Origin of the sequence: Parasphingopyxis sp., from assembly GCF_052168275.1 — a bacterium.
GTDB lineage: Bacteria > Pseudomonadota > Alphaproteobacteria > Sphingomonadales > Sphingomonadaceae > Parasphingopyxis.
This window is the reverse complement of record NZ_JBQLZM010000158.1, coordinates 1-18,497: the sequence shown is the minus strand read 5'-3', so window position 1 is coordinate 18,497 and position 18,497 is coordinate 1. Positions and strand designations below refer to the sequence as shown.

At 65.9% G+C, this 18,497-nt stretch carries 19 protein-coding genes and 1 tRNA gene; 10 read left to right on the top strand and 10 right to left on the bottom strand.

From position 1 onward, the window contains the following. The 5 genes from ligA to ACTS1X_RS14905 form a co-directional block, all read right to left on the bottom strand. The coding region (ligA, locus tag ACTS1X_RS14925) for an NAD-dependent DNA ligase LigA (RefSeq protein WP_442615204.1) at positions 1-2,093 on the bottom strand (2,093 nt) is incomplete at its 3' end. 187 nt (positions 2,094-2,280) lie between these two features. Beyond that, on the bottom strand, positions 2,281-2,661 hold the full coding sequence (locus ACTS1X_RS14920) for a putative quinol monooxygenase (RefSeq protein WP_442615202.1): 381 nt from the start codon (positions 2,659-2,661) through the stop codon (positions 2,281-2,283). A 113-nt stretch (positions 2,662-2,774) separates the two neighbouring features. Continuing rightward, entirely contained in the window at positions 2,775-3,764 is a 990-nt protein-coding gene (locus ACTS1X_RS14915) for a restriction endonuclease (RefSeq protein WP_442615201.1), read from the bottom strand. A 12-nt stretch (positions 3,765-3,776) separates the two neighbouring features. Further along, entirely contained in the window at positions 3,777-5,438 is a 1,662-nt protein-coding gene (gene recN / locus ACTS1X_RS14910) for a DNA repair protein RecN (RefSeq protein ID WP_442615200.1), read from the bottom strand. Positions 5,439-5,479: 41 nt separating this feature from the next. Continuing rightward, positions 5,480-6,283, bottom strand: coding sequence for an outer membrane protein assembly factor BamD (locus ACTS1X_RS14905; protein WP_442615199.1), 804 nt, complete (start codon positions 6,281-6,283; stop codon positions 5,480-5,482). A gap of 101 nt (positions 6,284-6,384) precedes the next feature. Here ACTS1X_RS14905 and ACTS1X_RS14900 point away from each other — a divergent pair, with 101 nt between their 5' ends. Then, positions 6,385-7,554, top strand: coding sequence for a glycosyltransferase (locus ACTS1X_RS14900; RefSeq protein ID WP_442615203.1), 1,170 nt, complete (start codon positions 6,385-6,387; stop codon positions 7,552-7,554). Here ACTS1X_RS14900 and ACTS1X_RS14895 read toward each other — a convergent pair. From ACTS1X_RS14895 to yajC, 4 genes are read right to left on the bottom strand one after another with little or no spacing between them, the layout of a single operon-like run. Beyond that, positions 7,531-7,917 (bottom strand): Mth938-like domain-containing protein, encoded by a 387-nt coding sequence (locus tag ACTS1X_RS14895; protein WP_442615198.1) that lies wholly within the window; start codon positions 7,915-7,917, stop codon positions 7,531-7,533. The two genes, ACTS1X_RS14900 and ACTS1X_RS14895, sit on opposite strands and share 24 nt — an antisense overlap. Then, positions 7,917-8,894: a protein translocase subunit SecF gene (secF, locus tag ACTS1X_RS14890; RefSeq protein WP_442615197.1), complete on the bottom strand. Its 978-nt coding sequence runs from the start codon at positions 8,892-8,894 to the stop codon at positions 7,917-7,919. The genes ACTS1X_RS14895 and secF overlap by 1 nt, the downstream gene beginning before the upstream one ends. Continuing rightward, positions 8,894-10,498: a protein translocase subunit SecD gene (gene secD, locus ACTS1X_RS14885; RefSeq protein ID WP_442615196.1), complete on the bottom strand. Its 1,605-nt coding sequence runs from the start codon at positions 10,496-10,498 to the stop codon at positions 8,894-8,896. The genes secF and secD overlap by 1 nt, the downstream gene beginning before the upstream one ends. Positions 10,499-10,514: 16 nt before the next feature. Continuing rightward, entirely contained in the window at positions 10,515-10,847 is a 333-nt protein-coding gene (yajC, locus tag ACTS1X_RS14880; protein ID WP_442615195.1) for a preprotein translocase subunit YajC, read from the bottom strand. Positions 10,848-11,025: 178 nt separating this feature from the next. Here yajC and ACTS1X_RS14875 point away from each other — a divergent pair, with 178 nt between their 5' ends. The 6 genes from ACTS1X_RS14875 (at position 11,026) to ACTS1X_RS14850 (ending at position 13,800) form a co-directional block, all read left to right on the top strand. Then, positions 11,026-11,337, top strand: coding sequence for a putative quinol monooxygenase (locus ACTS1X_RS14875; RefSeq protein ID WP_442615194.1), 312 nt, complete (start codon positions 11,026-11,028; stop codon positions 11,335-11,337). 4 nt (positions 11,338-11,341) lie between these two features. After that, positions 11,342-12,028, top strand: a complete 687-nt coding sequence (locus tag ACTS1X_RS14870) for a nitroreductase (RefSeq protein WP_442615193.1) — start codon at positions 11,342-11,344, stop codon at positions 12,026-12,028. Between the two features lie 86 nt (positions 12,029-12,114). Then, positions 12,115-12,191 (top strand) — tRNA-Pro (locus ACTS1X_RS14865). A 140-nt stretch (positions 12,192-12,331) separates the two neighbouring features. Next, a complete protein-coding gene (locus ACTS1X_RS14860) occupies positions 12,332-12,745 on the top strand; it encodes a holin family protein (RefSeq protein ID WP_442615192.1) in 414 nt (137 codons plus the stop codon). 144 nt (positions 12,746-12,889) lie between these two features. After that, positions 12,890-13,195 carry a hypothetical protein gene (locus ACTS1X_RS14855; RefSeq protein ID WP_442615191.1) on the top strand — a complete coding sequence of 102 codons (306 nt, stop codon included), beginning with the start codon at positions 12,890-12,892 and terminating at the stop codon, positions 13,193-13,195. After that, positions 13,180-13,800, top strand: coding sequence for a DUF6969 family protein (locus tag ACTS1X_RS14850; RefSeq protein WP_442615190.1), 621 nt, complete (start codon positions 13,180-13,182; stop codon positions 13,798-13,800). The genes ACTS1X_RS14855 and ACTS1X_RS14850 overlap by 16 nt, the downstream gene beginning before the upstream one ends. A 12-nt stretch (positions 13,801-13,812) precedes the next feature. Here ACTS1X_RS14850 and ACTS1X_RS14845 read toward each other — a convergent pair whose 3' ends face one another. Beyond that, entirely contained in the window at positions 13,813-15,720 is a 1,908-nt protein-coding gene (locus tag ACTS1X_RS14845; RefSeq protein WP_442615189.1) for a PAS domain S-box protein, read from the bottom strand. Positions 15,721-15,829: 109 nt separating this feature from the next. Here ACTS1X_RS14845 and hslV point away from each other — a divergent pair, with 109 nt between their 5' ends. From hslV to hslU, 3 genes are all read left to right on the top strand, one after another. Further along, the gene (hslV, locus tag ACTS1X_RS14840) at positions 15,830-16,390 is read left to right on the top strand and encodes an ATP-dependent protease subunit HslV (protein WP_442615188.1); all 561 of its coding nucleotides are present in this window, start codon (positions 15,830-15,832) and stop codon (positions 16,388-16,390) included. Continuing rightward, on the top strand, positions 16,380-17,522 hold the full coding sequence (locus ACTS1X_RS14835; protein ID WP_442615187.1) for an FAD-dependent oxidoreductase: 1,143 nt from the start codon (positions 16,380-16,382) through the stop codon (positions 17,520-17,522). The genes hslV and ACTS1X_RS14835 overlap by 11 nt, the downstream gene beginning before the upstream one ends. Before the next feature lie 58 nt (positions 17,523-17,580). Continuing rightward, positions 17,581-18,497 (top strand): ATP-dependent protease ATPase subunit HslU (hslU, locus tag ACTS1X_RS14830; RefSeq protein WP_442615186.1); only part of this gene is annotated, 917 nt, incomplete at its 3' end.

The following is an 18,497-nucleotide window of genomic DNA, read 5'->3' as shown; positions in this document are numbered from 1 at the left end:
GCCGCCGCGACGATCTCCGCCCACGCCGCCTCGTCGATCACCTCGATCCCGAGTTCGGCCGCCTTTTTGAGTTTCGATCCCGCGCCCGGCCCCGCCACCACAAGATCGGTTTTCGCGCTGACCGATCCTGCGGCCTTGGCACCCAGCCGTTCGGCCTGCACCTTGGCTTCGTCGCGGCTCATGGTTTCAAGCTTGCCGGTGAAGACGACCGTCTTGCCCGAAACCGGGCTCTCCTGCACCTCGACCTCGTAGCGCGGCGGCGAGACCTCGCCGAGCAGGTCCGCCCAGACCTTTTCGTTGTGCGGTTCGTGGAAGAAATCGGTCAGCGCCTCGACCACGGTGGGGCCGATGCCGGATATCGCGAGCGACTGGGCGATCTCCGACAGCCCCTTGGCCCGCGCCTTTTCGGCCGCTTCCGCGCCCTCCGCCGCGCGCAACTGCGCGACCTGTTCGTCGAGTTCGTCGCGCCGCACCCGCATGTCGGACACCGCGGCGCGCAGCGTTTCGGGATCGTGGAAATGCCGGGCGAGATCGCGCGCGGTGACATCGCCGATATGGCGGATGCCGAGGCCGAACAGCAGCCGGTCGAACGACTGGGTTCGCCGCGCCTCGATCGCCGCCAACAGGTTATCCACCGACTTCTCCTGCCATCCGTCCCGCGCCAGCAGGTCGTCGCGCTTGTCGCGCAGCCGGAAGATGTCGGCCGGGCCGCTGTCGAGCCAGCCGAGCCCGAAAAACTCGCGGATGCTCTTCTCGCCGAGCCCGTCGATATCCATCGCGCCCCGGCTGACGAAATGGATGAGCCGCTGGGCGCGCTGCGCCGGGCAAATCAGGCCGCCGGTGCAACGCACATCGACCTCGCCCTCGGCCGCCACGGCTTCGGAACCGCAGCGCGGGCATTCGTCCGGAAAGGCGTACGGATCGCGTTCTTCGTCGCGCGTCAGATTCTCGACGACCTGCGGGATGACGTCGCCCGCGCGCTGGACGACGACGCGGTCGCCGGGCCGCACGCCGAGCCGGTCGATCTCGTCGCGATTGTGCAGCGTGACGTTGGAGACGACGACGCCGCCCACCGTCACCGGCGTCAGCCGCCCGACCGGAGTCAGCTTGCCGGTCCGCCCGACCTGGATGTCGATCGCCTCGAGTATCGTCTCGGCCCGCTCGGCCGGGAATTTATGGGCCAATGCCCAGCGCGGCGCCTTGGCGACGAACCCCAGCCGCGCCTGCCAGTCGAGCCGGTCGACCTTGTAGACGACGCCGTCGATATCATAGGGCATTTCGGCGCGCAGCCGCTCGATCTCGCGATACCGTCCGAGCATCGCCTCGAGCGTTTCCAGCCGTTCGAGATGATCGGACACCGGGATGCCCCAGCCCCTGAGCGCGTCCATCACCGCCATCTGCGTTTCGCCGGGCAGATCGCTCGCCACGCCCCAGCCATGGGCGAGGAAATTGAGCTTGCGGCTTTCGGTGATGGCCGGATCGAGCTGGCGCAGCGATCCGGCCGCCGCGTTGCGCGGATTGGCGTAGATCTTCTCGTCCGCTTCCTCCTGCCGCGCGTTGAGATCGGCAAAGGCCTGTTTCGACATATAGACCTCGCCTCGCACCTCGAAGACAGCCGGCGCGCCTTCGGGCAGCGCGTCGGGAATGTCGGCGATCGTCCGCGCATTGGCGGTCACGTCCTCGCCCGTCTGCCCGTCGCCGCGCGTCGCCGCGAGCACGAGCTTGCGGTCTTCGTAGCGGATCGACAGCGAAAGCCCGTCGATCTTGTCCTCGGCCGTCATCGCGACCGGCTCCGCCTCCGCGAGATTGAGATAGCGGCGGATGCGCGCGAGGAATTCGGCGATATCGTCGTCCGAAAAGCCGTTGTCGAGCGAATAGAGCCGCTGCGCATGCTGCACCTTGGAGAGCGGCGAATGGGCGATCGCGGCGCCGACCTGTTTCGACGGGCTGTCCGCGCGCACGAGATGCGGAAATTGCGCCTCCAGCTCCGCATTGCGGCGGACGAGCGCGTCATAATCGGCGTCGGAGATTTCGGGCGAATCCTCGACATGGTAGAGCGTGTTGTGCCTGGCGATCCGCTTCGCCAGCCGCATCAGCTCGTTGGCCGCATCGGCTTCGGATATTTCAACGTCGCTCACCGCCCCCCTCCGCACGAGATGTCACAAGAAGTCGCACCTTCACGCGCGCGGAAAAACTCGCTTTTTTCGGTTTTCGACAGGATCGCAACCATGGCGCGGCATGATGCCAGCGATACCGCGAATAGGACAGGCAATTTTCGCCTCAGACACCGGCCACGGGCGTCGTCTCGAAGCGGTGGCCCATGCCCGCGATCATCGGCCGGCCCTCGGCGATCGCCTGCTGGACGCCCGGCAGTTCGAGCGACGCGGCGTGGCTTTCCTGGCTGTCCCAGATTTCGGTGATCCAGAGCGCATTCTCGTCCGCGCGATCCTCGGCGATCACATAGGCGATATTGCCCGGCATATTGCGCGTCCCGCGTTCCAGTATCGCGATCAGCGCCGCACGGTCGCCCGGCGTCGCTGTCATCTGTCCGATCAGTCCATACATTCCACTATCCCCCTCCGCCCGTGCCGCGCCGCCCATGGCCGATGCGGCGGCCATCGCAGCCGCCAGTTTCAGCATGTCGCGGCGGGTTTGTGTCATGATGCGTCACCCTATCAGGGGATCGTGGCGGTGCAAGCCGGCCGGATGACTTGATGCGCACACTTTTGCGCATCCCAGACGGGAACGGAGATTCGCTTTGCGGGCAGTTTTGATCAGGCCGGCCAGTAAATTTTCGTGAGCGGCAAAAGGCGCCGCCCTTCCTCGTCAAGGCGGTCATACTGCTCGATCAAAGCCCGGGCCAACTCGTCCAGCGTCATCAAATGAGTAAGCGTTGACGCACGTTCCGCTTCATAGCGCGCTTCTTGGGTGAAACCGCCAGTGCTGACATACAACCCACGGTCATCCTGGTGCCGTCCGCCGAGAAAGCTTCTAATCTCTTGCGCGCCCATCTGAGCGCGGCGGTGCTTGACTTCGACGACGATCCGAGGACGCTCGAACCCAAAACCATCTTTCGAAGCGATAATGTCCTTACCACGATCAGGTCCGGCCGGGGATACGGATGTTCTGTAGCCGAGGGCCCGCAACAGCGAGGCGACGATCTCTTGCATCTGTTCCCAGTCTAGCGCCAGTAACCGGTCTTTAACCCGTTCAATGGCCTGATCTTCGAGGCCCTCAAATGGATCGACGGCGTCTTCAACAGTTTCGCTCGATGTTGCGTCAGCTTGATTATCGATGGGCTCTCCTCGGGCAAGTGCATTGACTTCCGCAGCGGCGGATGACGCGAGCTTAAACAAGGTCAGAATTGCTCCAAGCCTCCCTCGCGCCGCGTCGGAAAGGTCGTCACGCGGGACTGTTAACTGCCAGTCGACCGATCGCTGCACAGGAAGTACCTCGATTTCATCGGGCGCATAGCGAGGTCGGCCGGTTATTTCTCCGACATGATAAAGTCGATCCGTTGGATCATATGTCAAAACCGGATCGCCGATCTGCACTTCATTGAGGAATCGCCAGATCTGCCCAGCGCTCACTTGGTTTTGACGATCTGTATGATCGGGATAGGCTTTTGATACCTTCTCAAGCACGTCTTCACTTGATTCCGCGTTCGAATAATCGCCAACTTCTCGCCAACCAATGGCGACGACGCCTCGCTCTAAAAACTCACCAGCCAGCGCACTTCTACGCCCTGCATTTACTTTCCACATAAACCCTCCAAGCTAGATGCTCTCCAGCAGCCGCTCCGCCTGCGCCCGGGCTTCGTCGGTGATTTTGGCGCCCGACAGCATCCGGGCGATTTCCTCGCGGCGTTCGGCATCGTCGAGGCGCCGGACGCCGGTGCGGGTGACGAGGCCGTCCGAGCTTTTCGCGATCTGCCATTGATGGCCGGCACGCGCGGCGACCTGCGGGCTGTGGGTGACGACGAGCAGCTGCGCGCCTGTCGCCAGCCGGGCGAGCCGTTCGCCGATCGCGCTCGCCACCGCGCCGCCGACGCCGCGGTCGATCTCGTCGAAGATCATCGTCGCGGCCCCGCCCTGTTCGGCCAGCGCGACCTTGAGCGCGAGGATGAAGCGGGAGAGTTCGCCGCCGCTCGCGATCTTCGCCAGCGGGCCGAACGGCGCGCCGGGATTGGTCGAGATCTCGAACGCCACCCGGTCGTGCCCGTCGGCCGTCCATTGCGCCTCGTCGCGCGTCTCGACCGCCGTCCGGAACTGCGCGGCATCGAGCTTGAGCGGCGCGAGTTCGGCGGCGACCGCCGTGTCGAGCGCCCTGGCCGCCTTCGTCCGCCGCGCATGCACGATTTCGGCCGCCGCGACATAGGCATCCCGCTTCGATCCGACATCGGCTTCGAGCGCCGCCAGATGCGCGCCGCCCGCCTCGATCCGATCGAGCCTGGCCGCCATCTCCTCCGCGAGCGCGGGCAGGTCGTCCGGCTCGACCCGGTGCTTGCGGGCGAGCGCACGGATATCGAACAGACGGGTTTCCGCCTCGTCGAGCCGGGCCGGATCGAAGGCGAGCACATGCCCGGCCTCGGCGAGCTTCTCCTCCGCGAGATCGGCTTCGATCAGCGCCCGGTCGAGCGCCGCCAGCGCCTCGCCGAGCAATTCATGTTCGCCGGCGATGCGGTCGGCGCGGCGCGCCGCCTGGCGCAGTCTCGCGAGCCCGCCCTCCGACCCGTCGAGCAGTTCGACGATCTCGGCAAGGTCGCCGGAAATACGGTCGCCCTTCTGCATCGTCGCGCGGGCCTCGGCGAGTTCACCCTCCTCGCCGGGCTGCGGTGCCAGCTGGCGCAGTTCGGCGACGGCATGGTCGAGAAATTCGCGGTCGCGCTCGGCCTCCTCGACCTCGGTGCGCGCCTCGGCGAGCGCCGCTTCCGCGGCGCGCCACGCCGCCCAAGCATCAGCCACGGGCTTCAGATCGATCTTGCCGAAAGCATCGAGCAGGGCGCGATGGCCCTTGGCGTCGAGCAGGCCGCGATCGTCGTGCTGGCCGTGGATCTCCACGAGCAGCCCGCCGATCTCGCGCAGCAGCGCGGCGGACACCGGCTGGTCGTTGACGCTCGCGCGGCTGCCGCCATCGGCCTTGACGATCCGGCGCACGATCAGCGGCTCGCCGGGTTCGGCATCGAGACCGCTCTCGGTCAGCAATATGCCGACCGGATGACTGGGCGGGATGTCGAAAGTGGCGCTGACGACGGCGCGTTCCGCGCCCTGGCGGACGAGACCACTGTCCGCGCGCACGCCGAGCGCCAGGCCCAGCGCGTCGAGCAGGATCGACTTGCCCGCGCCGGTCTCCCCGGTCAGCGCGCCGAGCCCGTCGGAAAACTGCAGATCGAGCGCCTCGATCAGCACGACATCGCGAATGGAAAGGCCGGTCAGCATCAACCGGCTTTTAGCGCAATCGGCCGGTCAGGCCAGCATCCTTAATCGCCGGCAGCAGGCGCCGCGGGGCCGCCATGGCGCTGCATCAGCTCGTACGCGCGGTCGTACCAGCGCGATTCGGGATAGTTGTTGCCGAGCACGGCCGCGGCGCGGCGCGCTTCCTCGACGATGCCGAGCGCCAGATAGCTCTCGGTCAGCCGCATCAGCGCCTCGGGCGCATGGGTCGTCGTGTCATAGCTGTCAACGACATTGCGGAAGCGGACGGTCGCGGCCAGCCATTGCCGGCGGCGCTGGTAGAACCGGCCGATCTCCATTTCCTTGCCGGCAAGATGATCGTTGACCAGATCGAGCTTCAGCCGCGCATCGGCCGCATAGACGCTTTCCGGATAGCGGCGGACGACCTCGTTGAGCGCGGCCTGCGCCTGGCGCGTCAGCGACTGATCGCGCGTCACGTCCGAAATCTGCTCATAATAGCTGACCGCGATCAGATAATAGGCATAGGGCGCGTCGCGGTTGCCCGGATGGATCGAGAGGAAGCGCCGCGCCGAGGAGATCGCCTCGGGATATTCGCGCGCGAGATAGAAGCTGAACGCGCCCATCAGCTGCGCCCGCCGCGCCCAGGGCGAATAGGGATGCTGGCGCTCGACCTCGGAAAAGATCGCGGCGGCGATGCCGTACTGGTTCCGGTCCAGCCGGTCCTTCGCCAGATTGTAGAGCGTGTTGACGTCACGCGCGACATATTGGGTATCGGCGCGGGTTTGGGCGCTCGGACCGGCGCACGAGGCGAGCGGAACGAAGGCGGCAGCGGCAAGTAGCATCGCTGCGGGGCGGAACTGGATACGCATGGCATTGCCTCTAGCGCAGCGGATCGCCGCCGCCAAGAGAGCAGATTCGCGGATCGCCGAAAGGGTTTCGAACCGGCGATGTTCGGCTATAGCGCATGCCGATGCTGCGCGTGCTGACCCTCGCCACCCTGTTTCCGGACGCGTCGCGGCCGACCTTCGGCGGTTTCGTCGAACGCCAGACGCTGGGGCTGGCGGCGCGCGGCGATGTCGAGCTCGAGGTCGTGGCCCCGATCGGCGTGCCGCCATGGCCGCTCGACCGCCACAATCGGTATGCGGACTTTGCCGACATAGCCGAACAGGAGATCTGGAAGGGCGTGAACATCCACCGGCCGCGCTTTCGCACGATACCGAGGATCGGCGGGCCGCTCGCCCCCGCCGCGATGGCGCGCGCGCTCGAACCGGTGCTGAATGCGATCCGCACGCGTTTCCCGTTCGACGTCATCGATGCCGAATTCTTCTATCCGGACGGGCCGGCGGCGAGGCGGCTTGCCCGGACGTTCGGCGTGCCCTTCTCGATCAAGGCGCGGGGCGCCGATATCCATTATTGGGGCCGGCGGACCGGCTCGGCGCGGCAGGTGCTGGCGGCGGCGGATGCCGCCGACGGGCTGCTCGCCGTCAGCGAAGCGCTGAAGGCCGACATGGTCGCGCTGGGCATGGCGGCGGACAGGATCACGGTCCATTATACCGGGATCGACAAGAGCCGCTTCAGCCCGGTCGACCGCGCCGCGGCCAAGGCGGCGCTCGGCGTGGAGGGCCCGTTGATCGTTACGGTCGGCGCGCTGATCCCGCGCAAGGGCCAGCGGCTCGTCATCGAGGCGCTCGCCGACATTCCGGACGCCAGCCTCTGGTGCGTCGGCGACGGCGAAGACCGGGCGGCGCTCGAAAGGCGGGCGCGCGATCTCGGCCTGGCGGACCGCGTCCGGCTGCCCGGGAACCTGCCGCATGTGGAGGTGGCGAAGCTGCTCGCCGCGGCCGATGTGATGGCGCTGCCCTCGGCGTCGGAGGGCCTCGCCAACGCCTGGGTCGAAGCGCTGGCGTCCGGCACGCCGGTCGTGATCTCGGACGCAGGCGGGGCGGCCGAGCTCGTCGACCGGCCCGAAGCCGGGGCCATCGTCGAGCGCGAGCCGCAGGCGATCGCCGCGGCCGTCCGCTCGATACTCGCCGATCCGCCGGACCCGCAAAAGGTCCGCGCGACGGTCGACCGGTTTTCCTGGGAGCGGAACAGCGAAACGCTGTTCCGGCACCTTTCAGCTCTCGTCGAGCGGCAATAGGGCGGCGACGAACCAGCGGCCTTCGCCGCGCAACAGGCCCCAGCTGCGCGCCGCGGCCCGGCTGTCCATCGCCTCGACGCCGATATCGCGGCCTTCGATCGCGGCCATGAAAGCGGCGGACGGACGGCGCAGGCGGCTACCGGTGCCGAGCAGCAGGAATTCGGGCCGGGGATCGATCGTCAGCAACGGATCGAGCGCCGCCGCGTCGAGCGCATCGGGGCCGGCGGCGTCCCATGGGCGGGCCCAGTCGGGCGTGAGCCACAGGCCGCCATCGACGACCTCGCCGTCGACGCGAAAGCCGTTCCCGGCAAAACCGGTGACCAGCGGACCGGGGGCAGGCGTCTCGCGCTGCAACGACACCATCAGCGGCCGTAGCCCTCCTTGTGGACTTTCGGGCCGCCCGACACTTCTTCGGGCACGAACGTATCCGGCCCGACCTTGAGCCAGATCAGGATCGGCGCCGCCATATAGACGGAGCTGTAGGTGCCGACGAAGATGCCGAGCAGCATCGCGGCGGTAAAGCCGAACAGCAGATCGGGACCGACGAATATCAGCACGACGAGCGCGACGACCATCGTCAGGCTGGTCATCACCGTCCGGGCCAGCGTTTCGTTGACCGACAGATCGAGCAGCGGCACGATTTCCATCTTGCGGTATTTGCGCAGATTTTCGCGGATACGGTCGTAGACGACGATCGTGTCGTTGAGCGAATAGCCGATGATCGTCAGCAGCGCGGCGACGATGTTGAGATTGAATTCGAGCTGGGTCAGCGCGAAGAAGCCGAAGGTCAGCGCGACATCGTGAAACAGCGCGAACAACGCGCCGACGCCGAACTGCCATTCGAAACGCAGCCAGATATAGAGCGAGATCGCGACCATCGCGAGCCCGAGCGCCAGTGCGCCGGCGCGGAACAGTTCGTCCGACACCTTGCCCGACACCGAGTCGACCGAATCGATCCGCACGCCTTCGTAATTGGCCTGCATCATCTGCGTGACCCGCGTCGAAATCTGGTTCGCGATTTCGGGATCGTCGTCGGCACCTTCGGTGACCCGCATCCGGATCGACACCTGGTTTTCGTCGCCGAAACGCTGGATCGACGCGCCCTCGATGCCCAGCCCGGCGATGTCCTGGCGGAGCTGGACGACCGGCGCTTCGGCGTCCTCGGTGAAGGTTGCCTGGATCATCTGGCCGCCGGCGAAGTCGACGCCGAAATTGAGGCCGCGGGTGACGGTCAGCGCGATCGACGCGATGGTCAGGACGATCGAAATGGCGATCGCCACGTTCCGCCATTTGAGGAACTGGATATTCGTGGTGTCCGGGACAAGCTTGAGAAGACGCATCAGACCACGAGCTCCTTGGGCCGTTTGTTCTTGATCCAGACCGACACCATCATCCGCGTGATGGTCACCGCGGTAAAGACCGACGTGATGATGCCGACCACCAGCACGACCGCAAAGCCGCGGACCGGGCCCGAGCCGAAGGAGAACATCAGCGCCCCGCCGATGAAATTGGTGATGTTCGCGTCGAAGATCGCCCGGCTCGCTTCCTTGTAGCCGGTCTGGATCGCGTCGATCACCTTGCGCCCGCGTCTCTGCTCCTCGCGTATGCGTTCGTTGATCAGCACGTTCGCGTCGACCGCCGCGCCGACCGTGAGGACGAAGCCGGCGATGCCCGGCAGGGTGAGCGTCGCATCGAGCATCGCCATGATCGCGAGGATCAGGAACAGGTTCAGCGCGAGGGCGATGTTCGAATAGATGCCGAACCGGCCATAGGTGACGAACATGAAGGCCATCACCGCGACCGTCGCGATCAGTCCGGCCAGACCGCCGAGCCGGACGCCTTCATCGCCGATCTCGGCACCGACCGTCCGGTCCTCGATGACCGCCAGCTCGACCGGCAGGCGGCCGGATCTGAGGGCGATCGCCAGTTCGTTGGCGGACTGGACGGAAAAACTGCCCGTGATCTGCGCGTTTCCGCCGAGGATCGGTTCATTGATATTGGGAGCCGACAGCACCTCGCCGTCGAGGATGATCGCGAAGGGCCGCCCGACATTTTCCTGCGTCACCCTTCCGAAAGCGCGGCCGCCGGGCCCGTCGAAGGTCAGGTTGACGGTCACTTCGCCTGTGCGCTGATCGAATCCCTGCTGGGCGTTCACCAGCTGGTCGCCGGAGACCATAACGCGGCGCTGGACAATGACGCAGCCAACGCCCTCTTCCTGGTTCGCATAGGGCAGAGCCTCGCTGCCGATCGGCGCCTGGCAGGCCAGCGCCATGTTCGGATCGGCCTCGTAATTGACCATGCGGAATTCGAGGCTGGCCGTGCGGCCGAGCAGGCTCATCAGCGATTCCGGGCTGTCGAGCCCCGGCACCTGGACCACGATTCGCTCCGCGCCCTGGCGGATGATCGTCGGCTCGCGCGTGCCGAGTTCGTCGATCCGGGTCCGGACGACTTCGGTCGCGGTCGCGACCGCATTGTTGATGGCTTCGTCGGTGCCGGCCTGGGTGGGCGTCACCACGACCCGCAGCGAATCCTCGTTTTCGACGCTGAAATCGCGCTGCCCGGTAAAGCCGACCGGCTGGGTTTCCGCACGGACGCGCTCCATCGCCTCGTCGAGCTGGGCCTCGTCGCGCACGGTGAAGGTGATGCGGCCGCCGCTGCGCGAAATATCGCCGATCTCGATGCGCGGCTCCTGGTCGTTCATCGCATCCTCGATGCGGTCCGCCATCGTCTGGAGCCGCTGTTCCTCGAATTCCTCGGTCTGCGCTTCGAGCAGGATATGGACGCCGCCCGACAGGTCGAGACCCAGGTTGATCGTCGGCTGCGGCAGAAAATCGGGGATATAGGCCCGCTGCTGTTCGGTGAGCAGGCTCGGGATGGACAGCAGCACGCCGACGACGAGCAACGCCGTGAGCAGCCAGACCTTCCAGGCAGGAAAATCGTTCATGGTTCGCTGGTGCGCCCTAGTCGTTCGCTGCTTTGGCAGCGTTGGGATTGCGGACGTCGGACAGGGTCGCCTTGAGCGCCGTGACCTTCTGGCCGCCGCCGAGATCGATCTCGACTTCCTCGTCATTCACCTTGGTGACCTTGCCGAGCAGGCCGCCTCCGGTCACGACCCGATCGCCCTTCTTGACCGCCGCGATCATTTCCCGGTGCTCCTTCATCCGCTTCTGCTGCGGACGGATCAGCAGGAACCAGAAGATCACGAAGATCAGGATCAGCGGGACGAGCTGGATGATGAAGGAACCGGCGCCTCCGGAGGGGGCGGCTGCGGCGAGAATGGGAGTGGCGGACATGGATCGGACCTGTGAAGCTGGTTGACGGGGCCTTGACGGTGCGCCCCTTTGCAAGTGGCGCGCCTCTATCACCTAAGGTGCGTTTCGCGCAACTGCCATCCGTCACCGGCAAATTAATTTGCATCCCCGCCGCGGCACGCTAGCACCGGCTCGCGGATAGGGAATGGAGGGGAATGCCATGATCATCGTCGAAGGGTGGGTCCGGATGGAGCCGGGCGAACTGGAGCGGCTGCACGACGCGGCGGTCGCCATGATCGGGGAAACGCGCAAGGAAAGCGGGTGCATCAGCTATTCCTACGGCCGAGCGATGGAAGAGCCCGACGTCATGCGGATCGCCGAAATCTGGGAAGACCGGGATGCGCTCGACGCCCATTTCCGGAGCCCGCACATGGCGACGTTCAACCAGGCCCTGTCCGGTGCCAAGATTCTCGGCATCAGCGTGAAAAGCTATACCGCCGAACATGACCGCACGCTGATGGGGGACGATTGAGCCGATGGAGGAACTGACCGTCAGAGCGGCGATCGAAGCCCGCCAGTCCCGCCGCGCCTTTCTCGACACGCCGGTCGACCGGGCGACGGTCGAACGCCTGCTCGCGCTGGCCAGCCGATCGCCCTCGGGCAGCAACATGCAGCCATGGAACGTCTATGTCGTGATGGGCGAGAAGCTCGAAGAGCTGAAGCGGCTGGCGCTCGAGGCGATTGCTGGCGGCGTCGATCTCACCGCCGCGGAATTCGAAATCTATCCGGCGGGCATGGGCGAAACGCATATGGCCCGGCGGCTGCGCAATGCGGAGGATATGTTCGGCGCGGCCGGCATCGCCCGCGACGACAAGGCGGGGCGGATGATGCAGATGGCGTCCAATTTCCGCTTCTTCGACGCGCCGGTCGGCATGTTCTTCACGATCGACCGGGCGCTCGCCGTCGGTAACGGTCAGATGGCGCATCTCGGCATGTTCATCCAGACCTTGATGCTCGCCGCGCAGGCCGAGGGCATCGACAGCTGCCCGCAGGAAGCCTGGGCGATCCTCCACGAGACGGTGCGGCCATGGCTCGGCGTGCCCGACGAGCAGATGCTCTATTGCGGCCTGGCGCTCGGCCACCACGATCCCGACGCGCCGATCAACAGCCTCCGGACCGACCGGGTGCCGGTGTCCGAATTCGCCACCTTTATCGGCGGCTGATCGGAAACGGCGGGGATGTAAGCTGACGGGCGCACACGCCGCGCTTGCATTGGCGGCGCATCGGATTTACATCGCGCCCCCTTGGTCGGGGCGTAGCGCAGCCTGGTAGCGCATCATACTGGGGGTGTGGAGGTCGCTGGTTCGAATCCAGTCGCCCCGACCAGCCACCCCCGCCGACCGTCCAATCCGTTTCCCTTTCGTCGCGGCGCTCGCAGCATCCGCATCGCGAACCGCATATTCCGCTGTCCTACAGATATCCATATAGGTTATTTATTGCTCCATCGATTCACCATGGAGAGAGACATGTCCATCATATCCGGCCTTCTCGGCCCGCTTGCCACCGTTATCGACCGGGTGCTGCCCGATCGCGAAGCCCGCGACCGGGCCAAGCTCGAACTGCTGAAACTGGAGGGCACCCAGACGGCGGAAACGGTCCGCACCCAGCTGTCGGCGATCGTCGCCGAGGCGCAGTCGACCGATGCCTGGACGAGCCGGGCGCGGCCGAGCTTCCTCTACGTGATGTACATCCTGCTGCTCTGGGCGCTGCCCATGGGCCTGATCGCGGCGGTCCGGCCCGAGGCCGCGCAGGACATCGCAGCCGGCATGAACGCCTATCTGCAGGGTATTCCCGAGCCGCTCTACGCCCTGTTCGGCACCGGCTATCTCGGCTATACGGCCGCCCGCCAGTGGGGAAAGATCAAGGGCGTCGACCGGTAGGGCGTCGACCGGTAGGCAGGCGCCGACGGGCATCGGAACCGCTCACCCGTGGCCAGCTATCCGGTCGAAAACCGGCAGGGCGGGTGTAACCCCCCTCCCGATACCGGCGAACCCGGATAGCCAAGATACATGAGGGAGAAACCAATGCCTGACAAAACCGAAAAACGCAGCCTCGGCTCGATGCTCGCCGTCGCCGGCGGGCTCGCGCTGGCCGCACCGGCCCTGCAGGCCTGTAGCTGCGGGGCGCGCTGTTGCGCCGCCGCCGCGGCCGAGAGCGCGGCCGGTTGCTGCGCTGCCGCGGGCGGCTGCTGTGCCGCCGATCATGAGGGCTGCTGCGCGGCCGCAGGATGCTGCGCCGCAGCCGATCACGAAGGCTGTTGCGCCGCCGCCGAAACCGCCGCGGCCGAAGGCTGTTGCGCGGCCCATGAAGGCTGTTGCGCAGCGCGATAGCCGGCGACGCTGAAGCGACGCTGTTTGCTCTGACCGAGCGGATGGCGTCGCAGGGCGTTTCGCTCGTCCCCCGGGTCGTGCCGCCGGACAGCGATTTTCGGCAATGGGACCATTATCCGGAAAAGGATGCGGTCAGCCCGTCGAACCGGTCGCGCTGGTTCTATCACGCCCATCCGCCCGAACAGCGCGAACCGGGCGAACATGGCCATTTTCACCTGTTTCTGCCGCTCGCTGCCTTCGGCGGCATCGAGCCGCTCGCCATTCCCGAGCCCCGGAACAAGAAGGGCAAGAGCCCGGCCAAGGTCGTCCATTTCATCGCCCTGTCCTGCGACGTCCAGGGGATTCCGACCCATTGGTTCACGACCAATCGCTGGGTCACCAACGAATATTTCATGCCGGCCGCCGAGATCGTCGAACGGCTCGATCTGTTCGACGTGACCGACGCACCGGGCGATCCTCTCGTGAATGGCTGGCTGACGGCCGTGGTCGCTCTGTTCCGGGAGCAGATATCCGACCTTCTGCGCGAGCGCGACGCTGCGCTGGCCGGGCAGTCGCTGGATGACCGGACGCTGGAAATTCTCTCGAGCGGCCCGCTCGAGCTGTAGGACGGCTTTCGGTCAGGCGGCCTGACTGAACGCGTTCATCGTCTCGCACAATTTCGCGGACAATATGTCGCGCTTGTACGGTTTCGGCAGGATCGGGAATTCGCTGCCCTCGCCGCGCGCCGCCGCCTCGCTGTAGCCGGTGGCCAGCAGGATCGGCAGCGTCGGTTTCTGGCTGCGGACCCGTGCGGCGAGATCGAGACCGCTCAATCCGGGCATGACGATGTCGGAGAAGATGATGTCGAATCCGTCGGGCTCGTTTTCCAGCGCGATCAGCGCCTCTTCGGCATTTTGGGCGTGGACGACGTCGCAGCCCATGTCTTCGAGAAGCGATTGGGCGAAAACGGCCACCGTGCGGCTGTCCTCGACCAAGAGTACGCGGGTGCCGCGCGGCACATCGCGATCGGCCTTCCGGGTTCGGGCACTCTGGTTCATGTTCGGCTTGGCTTCGGCCCGGGGCAGGTACAGGCTCAGCGTCGTGCCGCGCCCGACTTCGCTGCCGATCTCCAGCCGACCGCCGGACTGGGCGGCGAAGCCATAGGCCTGGGACAGCCCCAGACCGGTGCCCTTGCCGGGCCCCTTGGTCGTGAAGAACGGTTCGAACACCCGTTCGAGTATTTCGGGTTCGATGCCCGAACCGGTATCCGAGATCGACAGGCAGACTTCGTCCCCGCCCTTGCCGTGCACATTGCGTGTCGCAAGCGTCAACGTGCCCGCGCCGTCCATCGCATCGCGCGCGTTGATCGCAGCGTTGAGGATCAGATTTTCCAGCTGGGTCGGATCGGCCCGGACGTCCCACAGGCCGGAGCTTGGCGTCAGCAATATGCTGACGCCGCCGCCCAGGGTGCGCTTCATCAGATCGGACATGCCGGAAATCAGTTCGTTGAGATCGAGCCGCTTGGGCTGGAGCGGTTGCTGGCGCGCGAACGACAACAGCTGTCCGGTCAATTCCGCCGCGCGATCGGCGGTTTCGACGATCGCGTCTATGTGCCGAATCTTCTTGTCGTCCGACAGCGTCTCGCTTTTCAGCAGTTCCGCCGAACCGCGAACCACCGTCAGCAGATTGTTGAAGTCGTGCGCGATGCCGCCGGTCAGCTCGCCGAGGGAACGCAGCTTCTCCGATTGGTTGAGCGCCTCCTGGGCGGCGGCAAGACTTTGCTTCGCTTCATATTGTTCGGTGACGTCGCGCGTGATGCTGCCGAAACCGAGGATTTCGCCGCTCTCGTCGTAGATCGCCTGAACGAAGATCTCGGCGCGGAATTTCTCGCCGTCCTTGCGGACCCGCCAGCCTTCTTCGCGATAGCGGCCGGCGACCCGCGCCTGCTCGAGCACCTGATCGGGAACGCCCCGGCCGCGTTCGTCCTCGGTGAAGAAGATCGAGAAATGCTGGCCGAGAATTTCCTCCGTGGGATAGCCCTTGATCTGCTCGGCGCCGGCATTCCAGTTGGTTACGCGGCCATCAACGCTGAGCATATAGATGGCGTGATCGTGCAGGCCCTGGACGAGCGCGCGGAACGCCTCTTCGCTGGCGTGCAGCGCCTTGGCCGCATCGCGCTGGCGGGTCGCATCATAGACCACGCCGACATAGCCGACATGCTCGCCGGCATCGTCCAGCTTCTTGACGATGCTGATCCGCGTCCAGGAATAGCTGCCGTCCCAGCGTCGGCGAAAGCCTTCGGTATCGAACCGGCCTTTCTCCTTGGCCGTCTTGAGATTTTTCCAATAGGCGCCCGCTTCGCGCTCTTCCCGTCCGTAGAATTTTTCGAGCGGATGGCCGACAACCTCGTCGACCGGCGCGAGCTGATAGTTGCTCGATATCGGCATCCAGCCCGTGCATATACCGTCGGTATCGAGTGAAAAAACGCCAAAGTCGCTGACTTCGGCCAGCAATGCCGCAACCTGCGTATCCTCGATGAGAGACATGCCCGATGATCCCCGTAAACCCATGAAAAACGCGTAACGCGGAATGGTTACCGGCTACTTAACGGGCGCCGAACTTGCGGGACGGCCACCGCGCTATATATCGGCGCTCATGGACGATAATCGAAGCAGCGCACCGTGGCACGGCACCACCATTCTCGCCGTCCGCGATGCGGACAAGGCCGTGATCGCCGGCGACGGCCAGGTCTCGATGGGCCAGACGGTGATGAAACCCAACGCGAAAAAGGTTCGCCGGCTCGGCGATGGCTCGGTCATCGGCGGTTTCGCCGGCGCGACGGCGGACGCCTTCACGCTGTTCGAACGGCTCGAGGCCAAGCTGGAACGCCATAACGGCCAGCTCATGCGGGCCGCGGTCGAACTGGCCAAGGACTGGCGGACCGACAAATATCTGCGCAATCTCGAGGCGATGATGATCGTCGCCGACAAGGAGATCACGCTGATCCTGACCGGCAATGGCGACGTGCTGGAGCCGGTAAACGGCGTCGCCGCGATCGGTTCGGGCGGTAATTATGCGCTGGCCGCGGCCCGCGCGCTGAAGGATTACGAACAGGACGCCGAGACGATCGCCCGCCGCGCCATGGCCATCGCGGCGGAGGTCTGCGTCTACACCAACGACCAGCTGACGATCGAGATGATCGAGAATGCCGGCTAGCCAGGCCATCGACCGGCGCGCCCTGCTCACGGCAACGGGCGCGCTTCTCGGAGGGCTGGCGTTGCAGGGTTGTACGACGACGGCGGGCCGCGCGGCCGGGCCGCCCCCCGGCTGTCGCCTTCATCCCGTCGATGTGCGGCGCGAGCGCCATATCCGGACGCTTGTCGGCCTGCGCCCGTTTCGCGATTCCGGTTTCGTCGTGCGGGCCGAGGCCCTTGGCAACAAGCGGCTCGTCCATAATTACGGCCATGGCGGTGCCGGCATTACCCTGAGCTGGGGCAGCAGCCGGCTGGCGCTGGACGCGGGACTGCCGGGTCATAGCGGCCCGGTCGCCGTGATCGGCGCGGGCGTCATGGGCCTGACCACGGCGCGGCTGCTGCAGGAGGCCGGCTATCCGGTGCGCATCTATGCCGAACAGCTGCCGCCGCACACGACGTCCGATATCGCCGGCGGGCAATGGTATCCCTCGCTCGTCTATCGTCGCGCGGCCCTCACGCCGGCTTTCGAGCGGCAACTGGTGACCGCGGCGGCCTACAGCTATCGCCGCTTCCAGATCATGATCGGCGATCGCTACGGCGTCCGCTGGATGCGCAACTACGAACTCAGCCGACGCGCCTCCGGCCCGGGCACGACCGACCGGCTGATCGCCGGCATGATGCCCGAGGCCCGGTCGATAGAGCCCGACGCGCACCCATTTGCCGCGCCCTTCGTCCGTCAATATGACGGAATGATCATCGAAACGCCGGTGTTCTTGCGCCAGATGCTCGACGATATCCGCCTCGCGGGCGGCGAGATCGCGATCCGCTCCTTTCGGGACGCCGCGGAGCTGGCCGCGCTTCCCGAAACCCTGATCTTCAATTGCACCGGGCTCGGCGCGAAGGCGCTGTTCGGCGACGAGGAACTGGTGCCGATGCGCGGCCAGCTCGAAATCCTCCTGCCGCAACCGGAGGTCGATTATGCGGTCAGCGCGCCGGGCGGCATCTACATGTTCTCCCGCCGGGACGGAATCATTCTGGGCGGCACAGCCGAACGCGGGGAATGGTCGACCGCGCCGAGCGCGACCGCCGCCGATCGCATCTTCGACCGGCATCGCCAGCTGTTCGACGCCTTTCGCTGCGCGCCTCCGGCTTGACGGTCGCCTCGCACGCCCCATCTTCACCCCAACCCCGATACACTATTCCAGGATTTCCATGAACGACGCCCTTACCCCGAAAGCCATCGTGGCCGCGCTCGACGAGCATATCATCGGCCAGAAAGAGGCGAAGCGCGCGGTCGCGGTCGCGCTCAGAAACCGCTGGCGGCGCCAGCGCCTGTCCGAAGAGCTGCGCAACGAGGTGACGCCGAAGAACATCCTGATGATCGGACCGACCGGCTGCGGCAAGACGGAGATCAGCCGCCGGCTCGCCAAGCTCGCCGATGCGCCGTTCGTCAAGATCGAGGCGACCAAGTTCACCGAGGTCGGCTATGTCGGCCGCGACGTCGAGCAGATCGTCCGGGACCTGACCGAGATCTCGATCCACATGACGCGCGAGCGCATGCGCCAGCAGGTGAAGGCCAAGGCCGAACTGCAGGCCGAAGAGCGCGTGCTCGACGCACTGGTCGGCACCAACGCCAGCGCCGACACGCGGCAGAAGTTCCGCACCCGCCTGCGCCAGGGCGAACTGGACGACAAGGAAGTCGAGATCGAGGTGCATGACGCCGGCGGCATGCAACTGCCGACCATGGAGATCCCCGGGATGCCCGGCGCCTCTATGGGGATGCTTAATCTCGGCGACATCTTCGGCAAGGCGATGGGCGGGCGCACCAAGAAGCGCCGCATGAACGTCGCCGAGTCCTACGACATCCTGATCGCCGAGGAGAGCGACAAGCTGCTGGACGAGGAGAGCGTCGTCGCCAATGCGATTTCTGCCGTCGAGCAGAACGGCATCGTCTTCCTGGACGAGATCGACAAGATCACCGCGCGCAGCGACACGCGCGGCGGCGCCGACGTGTCGCGCGAGGGCGTGCAGCGCGACCTGCTGCCGCTGATCGAAGGCACGACCGTTGCCACCAAGCACGGCGCCGTGCGCACCGACCACGTGTTGTTCATCGCCTCGGGCGCGTTCCA

Bases quoted from the DNA above. Each gene is read 5' to 3' on its own strand.
- ACTS1X_RS14920 (WP_442615202.1), bottom strand. From the start codon at position 2,661: ATGACACAAACCCGCCGCGACATGCTGAAACTGGCGGCTGCGATGGCC.
- ACTS1X_RS14915 (WP_442615201.1), bottom strand. From the start codon at position 3,764: ATGTGGAAAGTAAATGCAGGGCGTAGAAGTGCGCTGGCTGGTGAGTTT.
- recN (WP_442615200.1), bottom strand. From the start codon at position 5,438: ATGCTGACCGGCCTTTCCATTCGCGATGTCGTGCTGATCGAGGCGCTC.
- ACTS1X_RS14905 (WP_442615199.1), bottom strand. From the start codon at position 6,283: ATGCGTATCCAGTTCCGCCCCGCAGCGATGCTACTTGCCGCTGCCGCC.
- ACTS1X_RS14900 (WP_442615203.1), top strand. From the start codon at position 6,385: ATGCTGCGCGTGCTGACCCTCGCCACCCTGTTTCCGGACGCGTCGCGG.
- ACTS1X_RS14895 (WP_442615198.1), bottom strand. From the start codon at position 7,917: ATGGTGTCGTTGCAGCGCGAGACGCCTGCCCCCGGTCCGCTGGTCACC.
- secF (WP_442615197.1), bottom strand. From the start codon at position 8,894: ATGCGTCTTCTCAAGCTTGTCCCGGACACCACGAATATCCAGTTCCTC.
- secD (WP_442615196.1), bottom strand. From the start codon at position 10,498: ATGAACGATTTTCCTGCCTGGAAGGTCTGGCTGCTCACGGCGTTGCTC.
- yajC (WP_442615195.1), bottom strand. From the start codon at position 10,847: ATGTCCGCCACTCCCATTCTCGCCGCAGCCGCCCCCTCCGGAGGCGCC.
- ACTS1X_RS14875 (WP_442615194.1), top strand. From the start codon at position 11,026: ATGATCATCGTCGAAGGGTGGGTCCGGATGGAGCCGGGCGAACTGGAG.
- ACTS1X_RS14870 (WP_442615193.1), top strand. From the start codon at position 11,342: ATGGAGGAACTGACCGTCAGAGCGGCGATCGAAGCCCGCCAGTCCCGC.
- ACTS1X_RS14860 (WP_442615192.1), top strand. From the start codon at position 12,332: ATGTCCATCATATCCGGCCTTCTCGGCCCGCTTGCCACCGTTATCGAC.
- ACTS1X_RS14855 (WP_442615191.1), top strand. From the start codon at position 12,890: ATGCCTGACAAAACCGAAAAACGCAGCCTCGGCTCGATGCTCGCCGTC.
- ACTS1X_RS14845 (WP_442615189.1), bottom strand. From the start codon at position 15,720: ATGTCTCTCATCGAGGATACGCAGGTTGCGGCATTGCTGGCCGAAGTC.
- hslV (WP_442615188.1), top strand. From the start codon at position 15,830: ATGGACGATAATCGAAGCAGCGCACCGTGGCACGGCACCACCATTCTC.
- ACTS1X_RS14835 (WP_442615187.1), top strand. From the start codon at position 16,380: ATGCCGGCTAGCCAGGCCATCGACCGGCGCGCCCTGCTCACGGCAACG.